16 protein-coding genes are annotated in these 21,893 nt (G+C 46.9%); 6 read left to right on the top strand and 10 right to left on the bottom strand.

What is annotated here, in order from left to right; translation table 11 throughout:
• Nucleotides 1-2: 2 nt before the first annotated feature.
• Both ftsH and AOB49_RS04415 read right to left on the bottom strand, forming a co-directional pair.
• Nucleotides 3-1,880 carry an ATP-dependent zinc metalloprotease FtsH gene (gene ftsH, locus AOB49_RS04420; protein ID WP_062308471.1) on the bottom strand — a complete coding sequence of 626 codons (1,878 nt, stop codon included), beginning with the start codon at nt 1,878-1,880 and terminating at the stop codon, nt 3-5.
• A 147-nt stretch (nt 1,881-2,027) separates the two neighbouring features.
• Nucleotides 2,028-2,702 (bottom strand): RlmE family RNA methyltransferase, encoded by a 675-nt coding sequence (locus AOB49_RS04415; RefSeq protein WP_062308469.1) that lies wholly within the window; start codon nt 2,700-2,702, stop codon nt 2,028-2,030.
• A 137-nt stretch (nt 2,703-2,839) separates the two neighbouring features.
• Between AOB49_RS04415 and AOB49_RS04410 the strand changes: the two genes are divergently transcribed.
• The gene (locus tag AOB49_RS04410) at nt 2,840-3,466 is read left to right on the top strand and encodes a YhbY family RNA-binding protein (RefSeq protein WP_062308466.1); all 627 of its coding nucleotides are present in this window, start codon (nt 2,840-2,842) and stop codon (nt 3,464-3,466) included.
• Nucleotides 3,467-3,494: 28 nt separating this feature from the next.
• On the opposite strand, the gene AOB49_RS04405 is transcribed toward AOB49_RS04410, so the two are convergent.
• The 7 genes from AOB49_RS04405 to gloB all read right to left on the bottom strand — a co-directional run bounded on the left by AOB49_RS04405 (nt 3,495) and on the right by gloB (nt 13,314).
• Complete coding sequence (locus tag AOB49_RS04405) at nt 3,495-3,968, bottom strand: DUF4149 domain-containing protein (protein ID WP_062308463.1); 474 nt, start codon at nt 3,966-3,968, stop codon at nt 3,495-3,497.
• On the bottom strand, nt 3,968-4,444 hold the full coding sequence (gene greA / locus AOB49_RS04400; RefSeq protein WP_062308461.1) for a transcription elongation factor GreA: 477 nt from the start codon (nt 4,442-4,444) through the stop codon (nt 3,968-3,970). Before greA ends, AOB49_RS04405 begins: the two co-directional genes overlap by 1 nt.
• A 19-nt stretch (nt 4,445-4,463) precedes the next feature.
• Entirely contained in the window at nt 4,464-7,727 is a 3,264-nt protein-coding gene (gene carB / locus AOB49_RS04395; protein ID WP_062308458.1) for a carbamoyl-phosphate synthase large subunit, read from the bottom strand.
• Nucleotides 7,727-8,920 (bottom strand): glutamine-hydrolyzing carbamoyl-phosphate synthase small subunit, encoded by a 1,194-nt coding sequence (gene carA, locus AOB49_RS04390; RefSeq protein WP_062309299.1) that lies wholly within the window; start codon nt 8,918-8,920, stop codon nt 7,727-7,729. Before carA ends, carB begins: the two co-directional genes overlap by 1 nt.
• A 244-nt stretch (nt 8,921-9,164) precedes the next feature.
• Entirely contained in the window at nt 9,165-11,048 is a 1,884-nt protein-coding gene (locus AOB49_RS04385) for a propionate--CoA ligase (protein WP_062308455.1), read from the bottom strand.
• Nucleotides 11,049-11,083: 35 nt separating this feature from the next.
• A complete protein-coding gene (locus tag AOB49_RS04380; protein WP_062308452.1) occupies nt 11,084-12,505 on the bottom strand; it encodes a transglycosylase SLT domain-containing protein in 1,422 nt (473 codons plus the stop codon).
• A complete protein-coding gene (gene gloB, locus AOB49_RS04375) occupies nt 12,505-13,314 on the bottom strand; it encodes a hydroxyacylglutathione hydrolase (RefSeq protein WP_082784055.1) in 810 nt (269 codons plus the stop codon). The genes AOB49_RS04380 and gloB overlap by 1 nt, the downstream gene beginning before the upstream one ends.
• Before the next feature lie 36 nt (nt 13,315-13,350).
• On the opposite strand from gloB, the gene AOB49_RS04370 reads away from it, so the two are divergent.
• The 5 genes from AOB49_RS04370 to dnaQ all read left to right on the top strand — a co-directional run bounded on the left by AOB49_RS04370 (nt 13,351) and on the right by dnaQ (nt 19,832).
• On the top strand, nt 13,351-14,136 hold the full coding sequence (locus AOB49_RS04370) for a class I SAM-dependent methyltransferase (protein WP_062308449.1): 786 nt from the start codon (nt 13,351-13,353) through the stop codon (nt 14,134-14,136).
• A 4-nt stretch (nt 14,137-14,140) separates the two neighbouring features.
• Nucleotides 14,141-14,596 carry a ribonuclease HI gene (gene rnhA / locus AOB49_RS04365; protein ID WP_062308447.1) on the top strand — a complete coding sequence of 152 codons (456 nt, stop codon included), beginning with the start codon at nt 14,141-14,143 and terminating at the stop codon, nt 14,594-14,596.
• A 114-nt stretch (nt 14,597-14,710) separates the two neighbouring features.
• On the top strand, nt 14,711-16,021 hold the full coding sequence (locus tag AOB49_RS04360; RefSeq protein WP_062308446.1) for an efflux RND transporter periplasmic adaptor subunit: 1,311 nt from the start codon (nt 14,711-14,713) through the stop codon (nt 16,019-16,021).
• Complete coding sequence (locus AOB49_RS04355) at nt 16,018-19,116, top strand: efflux RND transporter permease subunit (protein WP_062308443.1); 3,099 nt, start codon at nt 16,018-16,020, stop codon at nt 19,114-19,116. Before AOB49_RS04360 ends, AOB49_RS04355 begins: the two co-directional genes overlap by 4 nt.
• Nucleotides 19,116-19,832: a DNA polymerase III subunit epsilon gene (gene dnaQ, locus AOB49_RS04350; RefSeq protein ID WP_062308440.1), complete on the top strand. Its 717-nt coding sequence runs from the start codon at nt 19,116-19,118 to the stop codon at nt 19,830-19,832. Before AOB49_RS04355 ends, dnaQ begins: the two co-directional genes overlap by 1 nt.
• Here dnaQ and AOB49_RS04345 read toward each other — a convergent pair.
• Nucleotides 19,807-21,888 carry an O-linked N-acetylglucosamine transferase, SPINDLY family protein gene (locus tag AOB49_RS04345; protein ID WP_082784053.1) on the bottom strand — a complete coding sequence of 694 codons (2,082 nt, stop codon included), beginning with the start codon at nt 21,886-21,888 and terminating at the stop codon, nt 19,807-19,809. The two genes, dnaQ and AOB49_RS04345, sit on opposite strands and share 26 nt — an antisense overlap.
• Between the last annotated feature and the right edge of the window lie 5 nt (nt 21,889-21,893).

The following is a 21,893-nucleotide window of genomic DNA, read 5'->3' as shown; positions in this document are numbered from 1 at the left end:
GATTAAGCGGTTGCTGGAGCAGCGCCAGCCGCAGGGCCTGGAGTTCCAGCAGAGTTACCAAATTGAGTTGCAGGTGGTGGTTTAGGCGCACGTGGTGGGCGACCTTCCATGATGTCGTTAATCTGCTCGGCATCAATCGTTTCCCACTCAAGCAATGCCGCAACCATCGCCTCAACCTTATCGCGGTTTTGCTCCAAGATTGATCTTGCCAAAGCGTACTGGCTATCAATCAATGCACGAATTTCCGCATCTACCTTTTGCTGTGTTAACTCGGAAACTGTTTTAGAGCTGGTGCGACCGAACATACTTTCAGATTCAGTGTCGACATAAACCATCGTACCCAAACTGTCACTCATGCCATAACGAGTAACCATATCACGCGCCATCTTGGTTGCGCGCTCGAAATCATTTGATGCACCAGTACTCATGGAATGCAAGAACACTTCCTCTGCAGCACGACCACCAAACAAAATAGCCAACTCTTCCATCATGCGGTCTTTATACAAGTTCACGCGATCAAACTCTGGCAACTGCCAAGTCACGCCCAATGCCATACCACGAGGCATGATGGTGACCTTATGAACCGGATCCGCTTTAGGTAAGACCTTAGCCACTACAGCGTGGCCAGACTCGTGATACGCAGTGTTGCGACGCTCTTCTTCACGCATCACAGCAGACTTACGCTCCGGACCCATATAAATCTTATCTTTGGCGTCTTCAAAATCCTTCATATCAACCGCACGTTTATTGCGACGCGCGGCAAATAATGCAGCTTCGTTAACCAAGTTTGCCAAGTCGGCACCAGAGAAGCCAGGAGTACCACGCGCCAATACAGCGGCATCGACATCTGGATCAATCGGAACTTTACGCATGTGAACTTGTAAGATTTGCTCGCGACCACGAATGTCCGGCAAACCAACATGAACTTGACGGTCAAAACGACCTGGGCGAAGTAAGGCCCGATCAAGAACATCTGAACGGTTGGTAGCAGCAACAACGATGACACCGCTATTACTTTCAAAACCATCCATCTCAACCAGCATTTGATTGAGCGTTTGCTCGCGCTCATCATTACCACCACCCATACCAGCACCACGATGACGACCAACAGCATCAATCTCATCAATAAAGATGATGCAAGGAGAATTTTTCTTAGCATTCTCAAACATGTCGCGTACACGAGATGCACCAACACCAACAAACATTTCTACGAAATCCGAGCCAGAGATCGAGAAGAACGGTACTTTTGCCTCGCCAGCAATCGCGCGAGCCAATAAAGTCTTACCTGTACCCGGAGGACCCACCAACAAGACGCCATGTGGAATACGACCGCCGAGTTTTTGGAACTTTTGCGGATCCTTTAAGAAGTCCACCAGCTCAAATACCTCTTCTTTGGCCTCATCGCAACCAGCAACATCTGCAAAAGTTACCGTATTGCTATTCTCATCAATCAAACGCGCTTTCGATTTACCAAATGAGAATGCTCCACCTTTGCCACCACCTTGCATCTGGCGCATCATGAAGAACCAAAAGCCAATAATCAATAAAGTGGGTCCAAGGTAATACAAAGCAGAGACCAACATATTCGGTTCGTCTTCGGCTTTACCAGTGACCTGAACGCCATACTTCATCAAATCACCAACCATCCAAATATCTCCCGGAGAGATGATGGAATATTTGTTGCCGTCATTTGGAGTCACTTGTAATGTGCGGCCCTGCACATCAACTCGCTTCACTTTGCCAGCTTTGGCATCGTCCATGAATTGAGAATACGTGACTTGATTCTGATCTTTCGGCTTATCAAACTGTTTAAAAACAGTAAACAAGACCAGACCCACAATGAGCCACACACCAATTTTTTGCAACATATTGCTGTTCAAAAAGAGACCTTTGCCGGATTAATCCGGGAGTTAAAGCGGATTGCTATATCTAAGTATTTGATTCTACTACCAGCCTTTTTCAAGGGTTGGGGCCATATTTATTTAATAAGCCCCTCTTTTTAGGGGTTATTAGCCCAAATCGGGCACTTATTTTGGCGGCTTCAGATTCCGGCCCAACAAGAAAATTTCTGAAGAGCGGGCTCTTGAAGCCTTGGGCTTTCTAGAGGCGACCGTTTTAAAGACCTTTTTAAAGGATTCCACAATTTGGCTATAGCCACTGCCGTTAAAGCACTTAATGAGGAGTGCGCCTTCGGGTTTCAGGTGCTGGACTGCAAAATCTAGGGCAATTTCAGCCAAAAAAGCCATCCGAGCGGCATCAGCCACCCCCACGCCAGATAAATTGGGTGCCATATCAGAAAGCACCAAATCCACTTTACCGTCTGCATCCGCAGGTAATAAGGCCTCTAAGGCCTTTAAACCCTCTTCTTCCCGAAAATCTCCCTGAATGAAGCTTACATCAGCAATATCCTCCATCGGCAGAATATCAATTGCAATAATCGTGCCATCGGGCTTCCCAGACTCAATCTTCGGATTGTTTTTTCCGAGCTCAGTAAGGCGATTGCGGGCGTACTGAGACCAGCTCCCTGGAGCACTCCCCAGATCGACAATCGTCATGCCAGCTTTGATCAAATGATCTTGCTCGTCAATTTCGCTTAACTTGTAAACGGCCCTGGCGCGGTAGCCTTCTTTTTGGGCCATCTTCACGTAAGGATCCGTTAAATGGTCCTGCAACCAGCTTTTATTAAATTTATTTTTTGCCACAACGTACCCACTTTCGGCGTCTATTTTCCTTGTTTATCACCGGTATGGCAAAAGGAATCGACGTAAAACGTCTTCAATATAGCTATATATGGGCATTGAGGGCCTTTTGCAAGCCCTGATGCTCTATCATCGAACCCATGACTGCACTTTCTATTACCCCCGCACAACGCAAATCCCTCAAAGCCGATGCTCATGACCTCAGTCCAGTGGTCATGATTGGTGGCGACGGCCTTACTCCGGCCGTTATTAAAGAAGCTAAATCTGCAATTTCACATCACGGCCTGATCAAGGTCCGTGTGTTTGGCGACGACCGCGAAGCGCGTATTGCCATTTATGAGGAGCTTTGCGACAAGCTTGACGCCGCCCCAGTTCAACACATTGGTAAATTATTAGTGCTTTGGAAACCAAAAGATATGGTTGATGAGGCATTTGCTAATTTAGGCAGATCAAGCAAACAAACTAAAAAATCGCTACAGGCACCACGTACTAAACGTCAACCAAACCGCACCGTTGCAAAGTCAGGTGTGAGAACCAGCACATCCGAAAGATCGGATAGACGCTCTGCCGCTAGTAAATCCCCATTTGCAAGAGCTGCCGCCGTGAAGAGCGCAACGCCCAAGAAACGTGTTCTACGTTCTGAAGCAGCTGAATCTAAAATTGGTTGGTCATCACCAGGCTATCGCAAAGCTGCGGCAGCTCCTGCACCAATCAAGAAACGCAAAGTACGCATGAGTAGCACGAAGAAGAAATCGCTTGGCTCGTGAGGAGCTCAAGTCTTCAAAAAGAACGCCGCTAGTCGGCGTTTTTTGTTGCCCGCCAAACCAATGTAAGACCTAACAAACTTTGAATCAGAAAAAGCCCGCTAGATACACCATGCAGTCGATTAAATAAAATGGCATTGGTGGATTCTCGAACTGCTAAGCCAAGATATAAGGCTTGATCCCTCAAGGAGTTCATCCAGGGAATAATGATGAACGCAGCCCCCACGAAGCAAGCCAGCATCAACAATAGGATCCAACGGATCACGCGATATTGACTCACACCGCGCTTCACCAAGCGGTTAGAAAGCGCCATTAATAAAGCGCTAATCGTAACGCCCGTATAGGCTGTAATCTTAAATAGATTGGCTGCTACCATGCCGGCAACTTGACGATCGCCAAGCGTAGAAAACAACACCGGAACAACTAGAAATCCAACAGTGATGAAACTACCAACCCAAAGACCTGAAACAAACTGAAAGATTCTTTGGGTTCGAGGATAAATCATTAGATGTAGCGCACCGCCAGAATTTCCACTTCCCGATTCCCGCCGGGAGCCTGAACAGCAACAACATCACCCTCTTCCTTGCTAATCAAGGCACGAGCAATTGGAGAGCTAATCGAGATCTTATTTGAAGCAATATCAGCCTCATCATCACCCACAATTTGGTAGGTGAACTTAGTGCCATCCTCTAAATCTTCCAGATCCACAGTGGCGCCAAAAACAACGCGACCTGTGACATCAAGTGCAGCAGGATCAATAATCTGCGCGGCAGATAATTTACCTTCTAACTCTTGAATACGGCCTTCGATAAAACCCTGCTTCTCTTTAGCGGCATCATATTCGGCATTCTCAGAAAGATCACCCTGAGCGCGGGCTTCAGAAATTGCATTAATTACAGCTGGGCGCTCAACATGCTTTAAGCGATGCAACTCCTCCTTGAGAAGCTCTGCGCCGCGCTTAGTAATAGGAATTGTGCTCATACTTCTAACCTAACTTAAATTAATTGAGAGTTTTATGTAAATTCTGTAATGAATATACTTCAAGAGACTCTTTGCTGCCACTTTGTGATGCCATTAACCCATCCATGACCGCACGAGCTGCACTAATCGTTGTGTAATAGGTCACACCATTTGCTTGCGCACTAGTTCTAATAGAGCGTGAATCAGCAATCGCCGTTCGAGTTTCATCGACTGTTGTAAATACCAAAGAGATTTCGCCATTCTTGATTAAATCAACAATATGTGGACGACCATCCTTTACCTTATTAACCACCCGAACTGGGAGGCCAGCAGCCTCAATAGCAGCAGCAGTTCCCTTGGTAGCAACCATTGGGAATCCTAGTTGGTGTAAGAGCTTAGCTACCTCAACCGCCTTAGGCTTGTCGCTGTCTTTAACAGTCAAGACCACGGTACCACTCTTGGGCAATTTAATGCCAGCGCCTAGTTGAGACTTAAATAAGGCTTCGCCAAAGGTTTTGCCAACACCCATTACCTCACCGGTAGAGCGCATCTCCGGCCCAAGAATTGGGTCAATGCCAGGGAACTTATTAAATGGGAATACCGCCTCTTTAACTGAATAGTAAGCAGGCTTCACTTCAGATTTAATACCTTGTTGATCGAGAGTCTGGCCAACCATGCAGCGGGCTGCAATCTTAGCCAACTGCAAACCAGTGGCTTTCGATACAAATGGCACAGTACGGGAAGCACGTGGGTTGACCTCAAGAACGTAGATCACATCATTGCCATCTACATTCTGGATAGCAAATTGAACATTCATTAAGCCAACAACGTTTAAGCCTTTAGCCATCGCAGCAGTTTGACGCTTAATCTCTTCAATGGTTTTATCAGACAGTGAATATGGCGGCAACGAACAGGCAGAGTCACCGGAGTGAACGCCGGCTTGCTCAATATGCTCCATCACACCTCCAATAAATACACGTTGACCATCGCTAATACAGTCAACATCACACTCAATCGCGTCGTTTAAGAAACGATCAAGCAGTACTGGGGAATCATGAGAAACTTTTACTGCTTCACGCATGTAGCGTTCTAGATCACGGCCATCATGAACGATTTCCATAGCGCGACCGCCCAAGACATAGGAAGGGCGTACCACTAGTGGATAACCAATTTCCTCGGCTAATTTGAGCGCCTCATCTTCCGCACGTGCAGTACGGTTTGGCGGCTGACGCAAATTCAAATCATGCAATAGCTTCTGGAAACGCTCACGATCTTCAGCAGCATCAATCATGTCTGGTGATGTTCCAATAATCGGAACACCATTACGCTCAAGATCTAATGCGAGCTTTAATGGAGTCTGACCACCGTACTGAACGATCACGCCTTTTGGTTTTTCTTTAGCGACAATCTCCAGAACATCTTCCAAGGTCAATGGCTCAAAGTACAGGCGATCAGAAGTGTCATAGTCGGTAGAAACAGTTTCTGGATTGCAGTTGACCATAATGGTTTCATAACCATCGTCACGCATTGCCAATGCAGCGTGAACGCAGCAATAGTCAAACTCAATACCTTGACCAATACGATTCGGGCCGCCACCCAATACCATAATCTTGTCTTTATTGGTTGGCTGAGACTCGCACTCGCCATGTTCTGCTTCGTAGGTGGAATACAAATACGCAGTATTCGTAGAGAACTCGGCAGCGCAGGTATCAACACGCTTGTAGACAGGCACCACCTTTAGACGGTGACGCGCAGCACGCACTGAAGAAGCATCTACACCCAGCAATTTTGCTAGGCGACGATCTGAGAAACCTTTTTGCTTGATAAAGCGTAACTCAGCAGCAGACAAGCTATCGAGCTTACGTTGCTTAAGCTCAGTTTCCATAATGATGAGTTCTTCAATTTGCTCCAAGAACCAAGGATCAATCTTGGTCTCGTTATAAATCTCATCTAAACCCATACCCATCCGGAAGGCATCTGCTAGATACCAAATACGATCCGGCCCTGGCTCTCCAATCTCTTGAATGATGTCATCAAGATCTGCGGACATCTCATCCAAGCCATCAACGCCAACTTCTAGACCACGTAACGCTTTTTGGAAAGACTCCTGGAAAGTGCGGCCAATCGCCATCACCTCACCAACCGATTTCATCTGGGTTGTTAAACGAGAATCTGCTTGCGGGAATTTCTCAAACGCAAAACGTGGGATCTTTGTCACAACATAATCGATAGATGGCTCAAAGGAAGCAGGAGTAGCTCCACCAGTGATGTCATTCTTTAATTCATCTAAGGTATAACCAACTGCCAACTTCGCAGCAATCTTCGCAATCGGAAAACCCGTTGCTTTGGAAGCTAATGCAGATGAACGCGATACGCGTGGGTTCATCTCAATCACAATCATGCGACCATCCACTGGATTGATAGAGAACTGTACGTTTGAACCACCTGTATCCACACCAATCTCACGCAATACCGCGATCGAAGCGTTGCGCAGAATTTGGTACTCTTTATCCGTTAGTGTTTGCGCAGGAGCGACAGTAATCGAATCGCCGGTATGGACACCCATTGGATCTAAGTTTTCGATCGAGCAAACAATGATGCAGTTATCGGCACGGTCACGCACCACTTCCATCTCAAACTCTTTCCAACCCAAGAGAGACTCTTCAATCAAAAGCTCCCGAGTAGGCGATAGATCTAAACCACGTTTACAAATCTCCTCGAACTCTTCACGGTTGTAAGCAATGCCACCGCCAGATCCACCCATGGTGAATGAAGGACGAATGACTACCGGGAAGCCTAGGCTACCAGTTTCTTTTTGAATACGTTGTTGCACTGCGTGCGCTTCATCCATCGAGTGCGCAATGCCAGACTTTGCAGAACCCAAGCCAATCTTGGTCATGGCATCTTTAAACTTCTGACGATCTTCTGCTTTATCGATCGCTTCCGGCGATGCGCCAATCAATTCGCAACCGTATTTCTCGAGGACGCCATGGCGATGCAAATCGAGTGCGCAATTCAAGGCGGTTTGACCACCCATTGTTGGCAAAATCGCGTCTGGCTTTTCTGTGGCAATAATGCGTTCTACCACCTCCCAAGTAATTGGCTCAATGTATGTCACATCAGCCATTTCTGGGTCAGTCATGATAGTGGCGGGATTGCTGTTCACCAAAATAACTTTATAACCTTCATCACGCAAAGCTTTACAAGCTTGCGCTCCAGAATAGTCAAACTCACAAGCCTGCCCAATCACAATTGGACCTGCGCCAATAATCAGGATGCTCTTAATGTCGCTACGCTTAGGCATTATTTGCCCCCCTTATTACCAACAGCGGCAGCATTCATTAGCTCCACAAAACGATCAAATAAATAAGCAATGTCATGAGGGCCAGGTGAAGCCTCTGGATGCCCCTGGAAACACAAAGCAGGCTTATCTTTCCAAGCAAGTCCTTGTAAAGACCCATCAAACAAAGAAACATGTGTGACACGAATGTTGTCAGGCAGAGTGTTGGCATCGACCGCGAATCCATGATTCTGAGAAGTAATCGCTACGCGCCCAGTATCCAAATCTTTCACCGGATGGTTAGCCCCGTGGTGACCAAACTTCATCTTCAGAGTTTTAGCGCCAGCGGCCAAGCCCATGATCTGGTGACCCAAACAAATACCGAATGTTGGAACACCCTTTTCAATTATTTCTTTTGCGGCAGCAATCGCATAATCGCAAGGACCAGGATCTCCAGGACCGTTTGAGAAAAATACGCCATCTGGATTCATTGCCAATACTTCAGCAGCGCTGGTTTGCGCAGGAACAACCGTGAGTTCGCAGCCACGCTCTGTGAGCATACGCAAAATATTGCGCTTCACACCAAAGTCATAAGCAACGACTTTCTTAGTAGGCTTGCCAGCATCTAAAGTTCTGTAAGCAGGCTTGCCATTAGCACCATGCAAATCCCACTCCGCTTCTCGCCAAGGATATGGCGTTTTGGTCGTAACCACTTTAGCTAAATCCAAACCAGACATTCCAGGAAAGGCTTTGGCTAGCTCAAGCGCTTTTTTCCCAAGCGCTTCCAAATCATCGCCCATCTTGCCAGCGACAATCGCGCCCGACTGAGCACCCTTATCGCGCAAAATACGGGTGAGCTTACGTGTATCAATTCCGGAAATCCCCACTACCCCGGCCTTGGAGAGATATGTATCTAGACTCTCTTCGGAGCGGAAGTTGGAAACACGCTTCGAGAGATCTTTAACCACCAAGCCGGCAGCATGAATTTGACTGGACTCAGCATCCTGGGCGTTCACCCCGACGTTTCCGATATGGGGATAGGTCAAAGTGACGATTTGGCGACAATAACTAGGATCAGTGATGATCTCTTGATAGCCAGTCAACGCGGTATTGAAAACGACTTCACCGGTAGTTTCGCCAGGGGCGCCAATGCTCAGACCGGGAAATAGAGTGCCGTCGGCTAGAGCCAACACGGCGGGAGGAAAAGAAGGAAGCAAGGGTGACAAACCATCTCCAGTCCCTGCTCCATCCGACGCTCAACACCCCAAAAAAGACCAACCCTGGAATGTTTGTGCGGGAGGTGAGTGTCTTTAAGCGCTAGGGTAATTTATTAAGTTTTGAACCTAACAATGATACCAGTTTTACGTATAAACCCTTGAATTCCCAGCCAATTGGGCTCAGAAGCGGATAAGCCCCTCAGTCGCATGACCAAGGGGCTTATTTCGGACTAATTAGGCTAGCTTAGGACTTGGCGCTTTGCTCGATGATGGTCTTAATTTGAGCCAAAACGGTTTGATCTTCCATCGTACTGATATCACCAGGATCACGACCTTCAGCGACCGCCTGGAGGGCGCGGCGGACAATCTTGCCAGAACGAGTCTTAGGCAAAGCTGTTACCACGTATACGCGTCCTGGGCGAGCAATCGCGCCCAAGGTGCTATCGACCGTCTTCATACACTCCGCCTCCAAGGTTGCCGTTTTAGAAGCATCTTTTGGAATAACAAAAGCAATTGCCGCCTGACCCTTGAGCTTATCCTCAATGCCAACCACCGCCACTTCAGAAATGTTTGGATGACTAGAAATACTCTCCTCGATCTCACGAGTGCCTAAACGATGTCCTGCGACGTTAATCACATCATCGGTACGTCCCAAGATGAAGAAGTAACCGTCCTCGTCTTTAATGCCCCAGTCAAAGGTAGAGTAAATCGTCTTGCCAGGAATCGTTTCCCAATAGGTACTCACAAAGCGCTTGTCATCACCCCAGACTGTTTGCATGCAACCTGGAGGCAATGGGCCTTCAATTGCAATCACGCCCTTCTGATCTGGACCCAACTCTTCGGAAGTTGCATCATCTAAGAGTTTCATGTTGTAACCAAATGAGGGGACGCCAGGAGAGCCAAACTTATGCGGCATGACTTCAACGCCCCGCTGAATCGCCAACATCGGCCAACCAGTTTCAGTTTGCCAGTAGTTATCCACGATCGGCTTCTTAATTGCATCATGAATCCATGTTGCAGTCGGCTCATCCAATGGCTCGCCTGCCAAGAACAAGGCACGCAAGCTAGAGAGATCGTATTTAGTGAGGAAGGCAGGATCTTGTTTTTTCAAAACACGAACTGCTGTTGGGGCCGAGAACATCACAGAGACCTTGTACTTCTCTACTAACTGCCACCAGATACCAGCATCAGGACGCAAAGGCGTACCTTCATACATGATAGTTGCCATACCGTTAAGTAGTGGCGCATAAATAATATAGCTGTGACCAACAACCCAACCAATGTCTGAAGTACAGAACATCGTCTCGCCAGGATTGCCGCAGAAGATATGCTTCATCGTAGCCGCCAATGCAACCGCATAACCACCGGTATCGCGCTGCACACCCTTAGGCTTACCAGTAGTGCCTGAGGTATATAGGATATAAGAGGTATGAGTTGCATCGACCCACTCAATTGGCACTAGATCATTGATGTGCTTTTGACGCTCAGAGGCGTAATCCAAATCACGCCCAGCAACCGTCGTGAACTCAGTCAATCCACGATTCACGATCAATACTTTTTCAGGCTTGTAAGTAGCAAGTGTGATTGCCTCATCTAGCAAAGGCTTATAGGGAACCGCTTTCCCGCCACGCGCGCCCGCCTCTGCAGTCACAATCATTTTTGGTTTTGCATCATCAATACGTGAGGCCAGACTATGAGAAGCAAAACCTCCGAATACCACCGAATGAATTGCGCCAATACGTGCGCAAGCGAGCATTGCAAAACATGCTTCTGCAATCATCGGCATATAAATTAATACCCGATCACCTTTTTTAACGCCATTGGCTTGGTAGATGGCAGCCATACGATTAACCTCTTCGTATAGCTCCTTGAATGTGTATGCCTTTTCTAAATTCGTCTCTGTTGAAACGGCAACTAAAGCGATTTGATTAGGGCGATCTTTGAGATGGCGATCAACCGCGTTGTAGCAAAGATTGGTTAAACCGCCCTCAAACCACTTCGCAAACGGAGGATTTGCGTAATCCAGAACCTTATTAAATGGCTTTTCCCAGTGAATTAACTTTGCCTGCTCACCCCAGAAACCATCTGGATCTTTAATGGAGCGTTCGTGTTCTGATTTATAGGACATGGTCAACCTAAATAAGTAAATGAAAGTTTCTGGAATTACTGAATTTTGCTAGTCCCTTTGCCGGTTGATGTCTTGGCGACGGTGCTAGAAGATTTCGCAGAACCATTTTTCGCAGATTTTGCAAGCCCTGTCGATGCGGATTTATGCTGAGATGCAGCATTATTTGCAGAAGAATTACCCTTAGTTGCCCCCTTAGCGACGCCTTTTGTCGGTTGTGCGGCTGGACATTTGACCCCTTTTGCACACTTTTTAGGCGCTGGGGGCGCTGGTTTATCTAGATTTAGACTGCCATTTTCAGCCATCGCCAATGAAATATCCCCCGGACGATGACTCGTCTTAGGCACCAATACGGTTGAGCCCGCCCTAATACGCATCCCTTTGGGAATCCCATTCACCTCCCTCAGGGTGTCAACATCGACGCCCAAAGTCTTCGCAGCCTGATCGGCCGACTCGGACTTAGTCAGCTGAACGGCCGTCCAAGACGATAAGGGTTTAGTGTATTTCTTGAGGTTTTCTTGGAAGATTTCCGCGTGCCCGAACGGCAACAAAATTTGCTGGTTGGCGTTACTCAAAATCACAGGCTTATTAAATGAGGGATTGAGATTGCGAAACTCTTCTGGGGGTAACTCAGCTAACTTGATCACCAAGTCCACATCGATATCGCTGCCAACATCAACCGCCACAAAGTACGGATGATTCTCAAGTTCTGGCAAGACAATTCCATAGGCCTGCGGGTCTAAAACAATTTGCCGATAAGCCATGAGCTTGGGGACATAGTTCCGAGTTTCATTTGGCATCTTCAGGCTTAGATAGTCTGTTGGCAAACCAGCCGATAAATTTCGCTTTTGCGCTTTAGCAACATTACCAGCACCCCAGTTATAAGCAGCCAAAGCCAGCTCCCAGCTACCAAACTGTTTGTACAGACGCTGCAGGTAATCGAGAGCGGCATCAGTCGATTGCAACACGTCACGACGTTCATCCCTGAATACATTCTGAGTCAAACGGAAATCTTTGCCAGTCGCCGGCATAAATTGCCACAAACCAACAGCCTTGGCACTAGACTTTGCATGCGTTACAAAGGCGCTTTCCACAAAAGGGAGCAATGCAATCTCTGTCGGCATATTGCGAGCATTCACCTCTTGGACAATATAAAAGAGGTAACGAGATGAGCGCTCCATCGAGCGGTGGACGTAATCCGGTCTAGCGCTTAGCCATCGCACTTGCTCGATTTCCAGGGGAGTATTCATTGGCTCCAATTCAAAGCCATCCCGAATTCGAATCCATAAATTACTAGATGGCGCGTACAGATCACTGACGGACTGGTTCTTCAGATTGACTCGCTTCGCTTTTGCGACACGCGGGTCTTTACGTGTTGGCGTATCGGAAGACCAATCTCCCGAGCTAGCGCAACCCGTCAGAACAGCAAGCAGCAAAATAGCTGCGTAGCGCCACAACATCAGAATCGATCCTTCCAGCCACGAATAACGGCTAGAACATGTGCTGCAGTTGGCAAGGATTTTTCTCCGGATACATTGAGAGCAGAATCAATCACCTCTTTTTGATCGCAGCGCATAAAGGGGTTTACTTGCAATTCATGCCCAATGGTTGTCGGCAAGGTTGGAAGATGTTGATCGCGCAACGATTTAGCCGTTTGTGCCCAAGAGATCAGATTGGCATTATTAGGCTCAACCGCCAAGGCAAACCGAATATTTGACAGTGTGTACTCATGCGTGCAATACACCAGGGTATTTTTGGGCAACACCATGAACTTTGCTAGCGACTGGCTCATTTGGGTTGGAGTGCCCTCAAACAAACGACCACATCCAGATGCAAATAAAGTGTCGCCGCAAAATAAGATCGGCTCAACAACATTCGCCTGCATATTCGCAAAATAAGCGATATGACTTAAGGTATGACCCGGAACCTCATACACCTCAAAGCTAATACGAGGGGATAAAAACTCGATTTTGTCGCCATCCATCAACGCATTGGTTCGGCCAGGAATCTCAATACTTGCAGGACCATATACGGGAATCTTTGGACCTAAGGCCTGTAATAAAGTCAAAATCCCGCCAGTATGATCAGCGTGATGATGGGTAATTAAAATACCCGTCAAGCTAAGATTTTCTTCTTCCAAGTAACGCAAAACTGGAGCGGCGTCACCCGGATCAACAATTAAGGCTGACTGACCATCATGAATACACCAGATGTAATTATCATCAAAGGCCGGTATCGGCCAAACTTGCAATAAAGTATTCTTCACCATAGACCGATGATACCAATCCCACCCTCCCCATCACAGATGCCTGCACCACCATGGAGTTCATGGGAAAAGTGGTTGCAATCGCCCCCAGGGCAATATGTTTTAGCCTGGGAGCAAAAGTGTTTCGATCAAATCGTGGCTGATGTCTTTGGATTTCATGCAGTTCAAATTGGAATGCCGCAAATTAATGCCTTGGCAGAAAATCGGATGCCTCTGCACGCCCTTCTCATCCATGCCAATGACCGTCAAGATCAGGCTAAGCGCTGTCTCTGGCATCAAATCGAGGGGAACCCCAATGAACTCCCCTTTGCCTCTGATTCAATTGATCTATTGGTGCTGCCGCATGTTCTGGAGTTTGCTGCAGACGCTCATCAAATCCTCAGGGAGGCTGAACGCGTCCTCCGCCCAGAGGGTCGGCTGATCATTTCTGGATTTAATCCAGCGAGCCTCTGGGGGGCACGCCAATACCTCAGTCGACTGATTGGTAGCCCATATTTACCCAGGGATGGTCAATTTATTAGCCTTTTTCGCCTCAAGGATTGGTTGCAACTCCTGAATTTTTCCCTAGACCGTGGACATTTTGGATGCTACAAATTACCTTTAAGCAGCCATTCGGGCATGACTAGAATGGACTTTCTAGAGCCCATGGGTAACCGCTGGTGGCCTATTTTTGGAGCGGTTTTTCTTGTTTCAGCAATTAAACGCCAGCAGGGAATTCGCATGATTGGCCAAGCACAAAGTAAACGTATTGCAGCCATCCCCCAGCTCAGCCCCGCAGCCGAAAGCCGCCAGAATCACACAAAAACGCAAGACCCAGTAAATTAACGCCATGCCCCATACGAAACCCCCACCCCATATCATCATCTATACCGATGGCGCCTGCAAAGGCAATCCAGGCCCTGGTGGCTGGGGTGCGGTGCTTCGCTCTGGAGATCATGAAAAACACTTGCATGGTGGCGCTGAACTGACCACCAATAATCGGATGGAAATTAGCGCAGTGATTCATGCGCTACGAGCCCTTAAACAAACCAGCTCCGTAGAACTATGGACTGACTCTCAGTACGTCCAAAAAGGCGTCACTGAATGGCTTGAGGGCTGGAAAAAAAGGGGTTGGAAGACCGCCAGTAAAGATCCGGTGAAAAATGCTGATTTATGGCAAGAGCTCGATGCGCTGATCCCACACCACAAGATCTCCTGGCATTGGGTTAGGGGCCACAATGGGCACCCTGGAAACGAGTTAGCTGACTTACTAGCCAACCGCGGGGTAGAGGAATTTCTGCCCTAACCCATAGGTTCCACCCACCCCACCCCTCAAACAGTCTTATGAGAGAATGATCGGATTCTGAATAGGTGCAAAATCCGCCGCCAACCCCATATAAAACCAAGAAAAATTGAGACCGTGTCAAAAATAGAATCAGAACTCGATAAAGCAGTCGCAAAACTGCCCTTACTGAAAAATTGGATCAAGACTCGCCTTTGCAATTTATGGCAAAAACTCTCCCCATCTCTAAACAAGCTGCAAGGAGTAAATTTCGCCACCATCAAAGTATTTGTCTTTACATACAAGTGGCGAATTCTGGCCGTCTTAATCATTCTGTACGCTGGATCCAAGGCCTATGACTACTTCTTCCCCCCTAGTGGCAAAGGTGGTGGGGCACAAACTATCACTAGCGTAGTGGTTGAGAAAAAGGATATTCCCCTCATCATTGAAGCAACAGGCACGATAGTGTCCAACAACATTGTTGACATCCGCCCCATGGTGACCAATACGGTCTCCAAAATTCACATTAAAGATGGTGAAGAAGTAAAAGAGGGTCAACTTCTTTTTACCCTTGATAACCGCAACGATACCGCTAACTATGAGAGGCTTAAAGCCTTGGCTGATGATGCGCAAAAGCAATATCTGCGCGCAAAAGAATTAGTGGCTAAGAACTTTATTTCTAAAGCAGGACTTGAAACTTCCCAAGCCAATGCAAAAGCAGCGCAAGCTGCTGCTCGCGCTGCTGAAGTCCAACTCTCCTTTGACTCTATCCGCTCACCGATTAATGGTAGAGCTGGAATCATTAACGTCTTCCCAGGTGCATTGGTACAAGCTAGCAATACTGTCGTTAGCGCCACAAATGCCGCGTCGACATCCACCACTAGTGCAATGGTCACTATTACACAGCTCGACCCTATTAACGTTCAATTTGTTATTCCCGAGAAAGATATCCCCCTTTTGCTAGAGGAAAGACAATCTGATTCCCCGCTCAAAGTCAAAGTTTCTGTTGGAAATAGCGGAAAAAATACCTACGAAGGCAAAGTATTGGTGATCGACAATCAAGTGGATCCAACGATTGCAGCGGTGCGTGTTCGTGCTCAAATCTCTAACGACAAGATGGCGCTGTTGCCGGGTCAATTTGCCCGCGTGACCTTAAACGCTAATACCCTGAAAGATGCTATCGCAGTTCCTTCAGAAGCTATTGTGATTGGTCCTAAGGGGCGAGTTGTTTACATCGTAGACAAAGACGACAAAGTAACACCAAAACCAGTCAAGGTGACTTATGAATATCAAGGCAGCTCTGTAATTACGGGCATTCAGGCAGGCGACCGCGTAGTTGTAGAAGGAAAGCAAAATTTACGACCCGGCAGCAAAGTGCGAGAAGCAAAAAAACCAAGTGCAGCACCCGCCGAAAAATCCAATACCCCTTCTGCTCCAGAGAAAAAATGACGCTTTCTGAGTTATGCATTAGACGCCCCGTAATGACGGTGCTTCTCTCCATTGCAACAGTTGTTGCTGGAACAGTCGCGTATTTCAAAATTCCCGTTGCGGCGTTGCCAAGCTTTAATACTCCCATCATTTCAGTTACGGCCACCCTACCCGGAGCAGCGCCGGAGAATATGGCCTCCTCTGTCGCGCTCCCGCTAGAGAAGGAATTCTCCACTATTGATGGCATCAAAGTCATCAGCTCAACAAATACGCTAGGCTCCACCAGTATCACCCTCGAGTTCAACAACGATCGCGATATTGATAAAGCAGCCGTTGACGTTCAAGCCGCCCTCTTGCGCGCACAAAGACGGCTTCCGATCGAAATGACGGTGCCTCCGTCTTATCGAAAAATTAATCCGGCTGATACAGCCGTTTTAGTCATTCGCATGAGCTCACCTTCGATGAGCCTATCTGAAATCAATGCCTATGCAGAAAACTTATTAGCACCCTCTTTGTCGACTATCACCGGTGTTTCTCAGGTAGCCGTTTATGGTGCTAAGCGCTATGCAGTGCGCGTTAGCGTGAAGCCAGATGCCCTAGGTAATCGCAATATCACTATGGAAGAATTGGCGGCTGCGATCAACAAGGCCAATACCAATAGTCCAGTAGGTACCCTCGATGGACCTCGACAACTCATCACAATTTATGCCAACCCCCAATTGGTTAAGGCCGAAGAATTCAACGAGTTAATTATTGCCCAGCGAAATGGCCTGCCTGTTTACCTCAAAGATGTCGCAGATGTTCAGGAAAGCTTTGAAGATGTAAAAACCTTTGCGACTTCACAAGGAGAGCGCTCAATCGCTATCGGCGTCATGCGACAGCCCAATGCTAATACCGTCGAGGTAGTTGCTGCAGTCAAAAAATTGCTGCCCACCTTTAAAGAACAGATGCCAGCATCTATTCAACTCACTTTGATTAACGATCGCTCACTTTCTATTATTGAAGCGCTGCATGACGTCAACATCACCCTTGCGTTGACTATTTTGCTGGTCGTCCTAGTTATTTTCTTATTCCTCAAACATGCCTCGGCAACATTGATCCCCTCAATTAGTCTACCGATCTCACTGATTGGCGCTTTCTTTCTATTGTATTTTTTAGGATACAGCCTAGATAACATTTCATTGCTGGGGATCACGCTGGCCGTAGGCCTTGTAGTGGATGATGCTATCGTAGTACTCGAAAACATCATGCGCTATATTGAGCAAGGCATGGACCCCCTGAAGGCATCACTGAAGGGCAGTAAAGAGGTTGGCTTCACCATCATCTCTATCTCTATTTCACTAGTCGCTGTATTCATTCCCCTATTCTTCATGGCAGGTCCGATTGGACTATTGTTCCGAGAATTTGCAGTGGTTGTGTCGCTCTCGATTTTGGTATCTGCAGTAGTTTCACTTACCGTTGTGCCTTTATTGTGTAGCCGCTTCTTACCTAAACCAGGCCAACATCCAAAAGAATATGTCATCACCAAAAAATTTGATGCTCTGTTTGATTGGACCCTAAAGTCCTACATTTACGTCCTAGATCTGGCTTTGGTTAACCGCAAGAAGGTTCTCTGGGGCGCTGTAGCCACCTTCTTCATCACCATTTACTTATTTGTAAATAGCCCAAAAGGATTTTTTCCAGAGGAAGATATTGGTCAAATCACTGCGACCACTGAAGCAGCTGAAGACACTTCCTTTAAGGCTATGTTGGCGCTACAAGATCGCGCGGCAGAGATTGTGAATAACGATCCCAACGTGGCCAATTCAATCTCTATTTTGGGCGGTGGCCAAAGCGCAGGCCGTAATACAGGTCGCTTCTTTATCATCCTAAAACCCAAAGGTGATCGCGAGAAAATGGCTAAGGTGATTGAAGGCCTACGCAACAAGTTTAAGGAAATCCCTGGGCTGCAGGTATACATGCGTCCCGTACAAAATTTACAGCTTGGCGGACGAAGCAGTAAGAGTCGCTACCAGTTCACCTTGCAAAGCGTGGGCTTTGAAGGCGTGAATGAGTGGGCAGACAAGATGACTCAAAAAATGCGCGCTGATCCTATTTTCCGCGATGTCACAAGCGATTCGCAAATGAAGGGGCTTAATGTCCGGATTGAGATTAATCGCGAACAAGCTGCCAGCGCAGGCGTCACGATTGCAGACATTCGCAGCGCCCTCTATAACTCATTTGGGGAGCGTCAGGTCTCAACGATCTATACGCCAGTCAATACCTATTACGTCATTCTAGAAACCGCTGAAAATGACCGTCAGTTTGAAACCGATCTGAGCAAAGTGTATGTGCGAGGAAGGGCTACCGATAAGCTTATCCCACTCTCAAGCTTAGCTACATTTGTGCGAACAGTGGGCCCTACTGCGGTAAATCATCAAGGACAGATTCCGGCGGTAACTATCTCATTCAACTTAGCCCCAGATATCTTCCTGGGAGATGCTACAAAGGCTATCGATGGCTTTGTGAAAGAGATTGACCTCCCACCCTCCATCATTACCAGCTATGGTGGTGATGCAGCCGTCTTTAAAGATAATCAGTCCGGTCAGATTATTTTGATCTTGACTGCTTTGGGCGTGATTTACATCCTATTGGGATGTCTATACGAGAGCTATATTCACCCGCTAACCATTTTGGCCGGACTACCCTCCGCCGCAATTGGAGCAATCCTCTCCCTGAGAATTTTTGGGTTTGAGTTAACAATTGTCGCCTCGATTGGTATTCTGCTCTTGATTGGTATTGTGAAAAAGAATGCTATTTTGATGATTGACTTTGCACTTGAGGCTCAAAGAACTCAGGGCATGTCACCAGAAAAAGCGATCCGAGAAGCTTGTATTTTGCGCTTCCGTCCCATCATGATGACCACCATTGCTGCGTTAATGGGCGCACTCCCAATTGCCTTTGGCTTAGGAGCGGGCGCTGAGTTACGCCAACCCCTGGGTATCAGCGTAGCTGGTGGCCTGATCTTCTCCCAATTTGTAACCCTGATTATTACTCCTGTCATTTATCTTTATCTAGATAAATATGCGGGCAACGGTCCCATGGATATTCCACAATCAGTGTTAGAGGGTACCTAATGCGTCAAGTCATTCTTGATACTGAAACTACCGGACTAAATCCAGCTACCGGAGATCGCATCATTGAAATTGGTTGCGTTGAAATGATTGGGCGCCGTCTAACTGACAGAACCTTTCATTACTACATTAACCCAGAGCGCGATATCGATGCGGGCGCTTTTGCAGTCCATGGTCTCTCTCGTGAATTTCTGTCGGATAAACCCGTCTTTGCTAACATCGTTGAAGAGCTTATTGAATTTGTAGATGGTGCAGAAGTGGTTATTCATAATGCAGCGTTCGACCTAGGCTTTTTGGATAACGAATTTGCCTTACTCAAGCGCCCACCCTTTAGGGGTTTGGCGTCAAAGATTACCGATACCCTGCTGGATGCACGTCAAATGTTCCCTGGCAAACGCAATTCATTAGATGCGCTATGCGAACGTTTTTCGATCAGCAATCAACATAGAACCTTGCACGGTGCGTTACTTGATGCGCAGTTGCTAGCAGAAGTCTATGTAGCTATGACGCGTGGCCAAGAAGATCTATCGATTGATCTCATTGATTACACGGTAGGCACAGACTCCTCTGGCCATATGAAAGCCTTGCCAACAAAATTAAAATTCATGGCTGCAAGTGATGAGGATTGTCAGTCCCACGAAAAGATTTTGGCTGAAATCGCCAAAGCAAGCAAAAAAGAGCCCGTTTGGAGCCTTAATTCAAACACTCACCCTCAGTAATCTGCCTCACCAAACCAAGATAGAGGGACTCTAAATCTCTCACATACTGCTTTGTATTAAATAAGGGGGCAGTCAATCGATTGGACTCCAGACGATCCCGTAATTCTTTCAGTCGTATGGGATTTGAGGCTAATTCCAAAGCCTTATTGACATACTCCAATGGCGACCGAGAAATAAGATCCGCTAAGCCCAGAGCATTTAACTGACTAGCAGCCACCCTGCCCGCGAAAGTATTGCCAAGTAGAGTGAGTACTGGCAAGCCAGCCCATAAGGCATCTGCAGCAGTTGCATGAGCATTGTAATTTGGGGTATCTAAAAACAAATCTGCAATACGCAGTCGACTCAAATGATCTGCGCGATCTGGGACGCGTGACGCAAAAATTAAACGGTTAGGATCAATGCCTCGAATGCCGGCCTCTTTTTGGAGATTTTCTATAGCTTTAGCGGAAGGCTTTGATAACCATAAAACACTACCCGGCACTTTCGCTAATAAATCCATCCAGATATCAAATATGTAAGGCGTAATCTTGTAAGCATTGTTAAAGCAAGCAAAAACAAATCCATTGTCCGGCAAACCCTGGCTGACACGAGTTGGGGGCGAACCAAATTGATCAGGGCTAATGCTGGTATCCACCGGGAAAAAAGAATGTGGCAGGTAGGCAATTTTTTCGGTGTAATGAATTTGATGCTCAGGAGGAATAACCACCTGATCAGCAATTAAAACATTATAAAAATCAGCCCCGGAGGTGCCGGCATAACCTAAATAATTAACCTGAATGGGTGCAACCCCTCTTGCAAACAGGGCAGTTCTTGCGCCACTTGTATGCCCATTCAGATCAACACCAATATCAATTCGAAGATCCTTAATCTTCATCGCAGCCTCAGGATCACTCATTCCATGCAGATTAAAAACTTGATCAAAACTATCAATCAAATCAGCCTCAATAGCATCACCAGTCTTTTCCTTCAGAAAAAATCCATAAACCTCAAATAAGGACCGATCATGCATTTGGAGTAAATTTTTCATCAAAATACCAACAGGATGCTCACAAAAATCAGATGAAAAATAAGCTAATCGAATTTTTTCTTTGGAGGTATTTTTGATGGACCCCCCAGAATTAAGTCGACCAAATCCCAGAAAGCGATCATGAGAAAAAGTAGTGGCGCAAACTTTTTGTAAGGCTAGATTTGCTTGGGTTTGAAGGAGATGAAAAGGAATGGTGGCCCGCTGCCCATTCGCAACTAATTCAAGTAGTGTATTTTCTGAAGGTGAGTCATCCCAGATACACAAATTCCTTTTGGCCGCAAATAGATGCCCCATTAGATATGGGGTTTCAGACTTGATCCTAAAGGCCTTTTCATAAGCAACAAATGACTCGTCGGCAAACTTAAGCTCAAGCAAGGTATTGCCATAATTCGACCAAGCCTCACCAAAGTCCGGATTAATCTTCAAAGCCTGCTCATGAGCTGCTTTTGCATCTTCAAATTTACCCATCGCAAAAAGAGCGTTGCCATAATTGGTCCACCCCTCAGCATATATTGGATTGAGATCTAAGGCCTTTTGGTAACTCTCTACAGCATCTTCCAATAAGCGCATGTCTGCCAATAAATTGCCGCGATTAGACCACGCCAGAAAGTAATCGGGCTGAATCTGAATTGCTCTATCAAGACACTCGCCTGCTTTATCATACCTCTTGGCCTTAGCGTATGCCGTTGCCATATCCGTGAGAATTTGTGGATTATTAGGAATTAATGCATTGAGCTTTTCGTAACTCCGAATAGCGTCTTGAAAAAGTTCAGCGCCTTGTTGCGCTTTAGCGAGATTAGATAAAAGCTCAGGATTTTTTTGATCCTGCTGAAAAGCTTTGTACAAAGGCGCAACGGACTCGGCAACCTGCCCGCGCATAGCTAATGAGAGACCCTGAACCTGCAAAGCAATCAAATCTTTTGAATTGATACTCAGAATCATTTTTGCCAATCTCTCAGCAGTTTCCAAATGCTGACTATGAAAAGCCTGCAACATTTGCTGCGTCATAGGGGCATACGACTTAGCCATAATGA

This window comes from Polynucleobacter sinensis (assembly GCF_001595985.1).
Taxonomy (GTDB): domain Bacteria; phylum Pseudomonadota; class Gammaproteobacteria; order Burkholderiales; family Burkholderiaceae; genus Polynucleobacter; species Polynucleobacter sinensis.
This window is presented reverse-complemented; position numbering and strand designations above follow the sequence as displayed.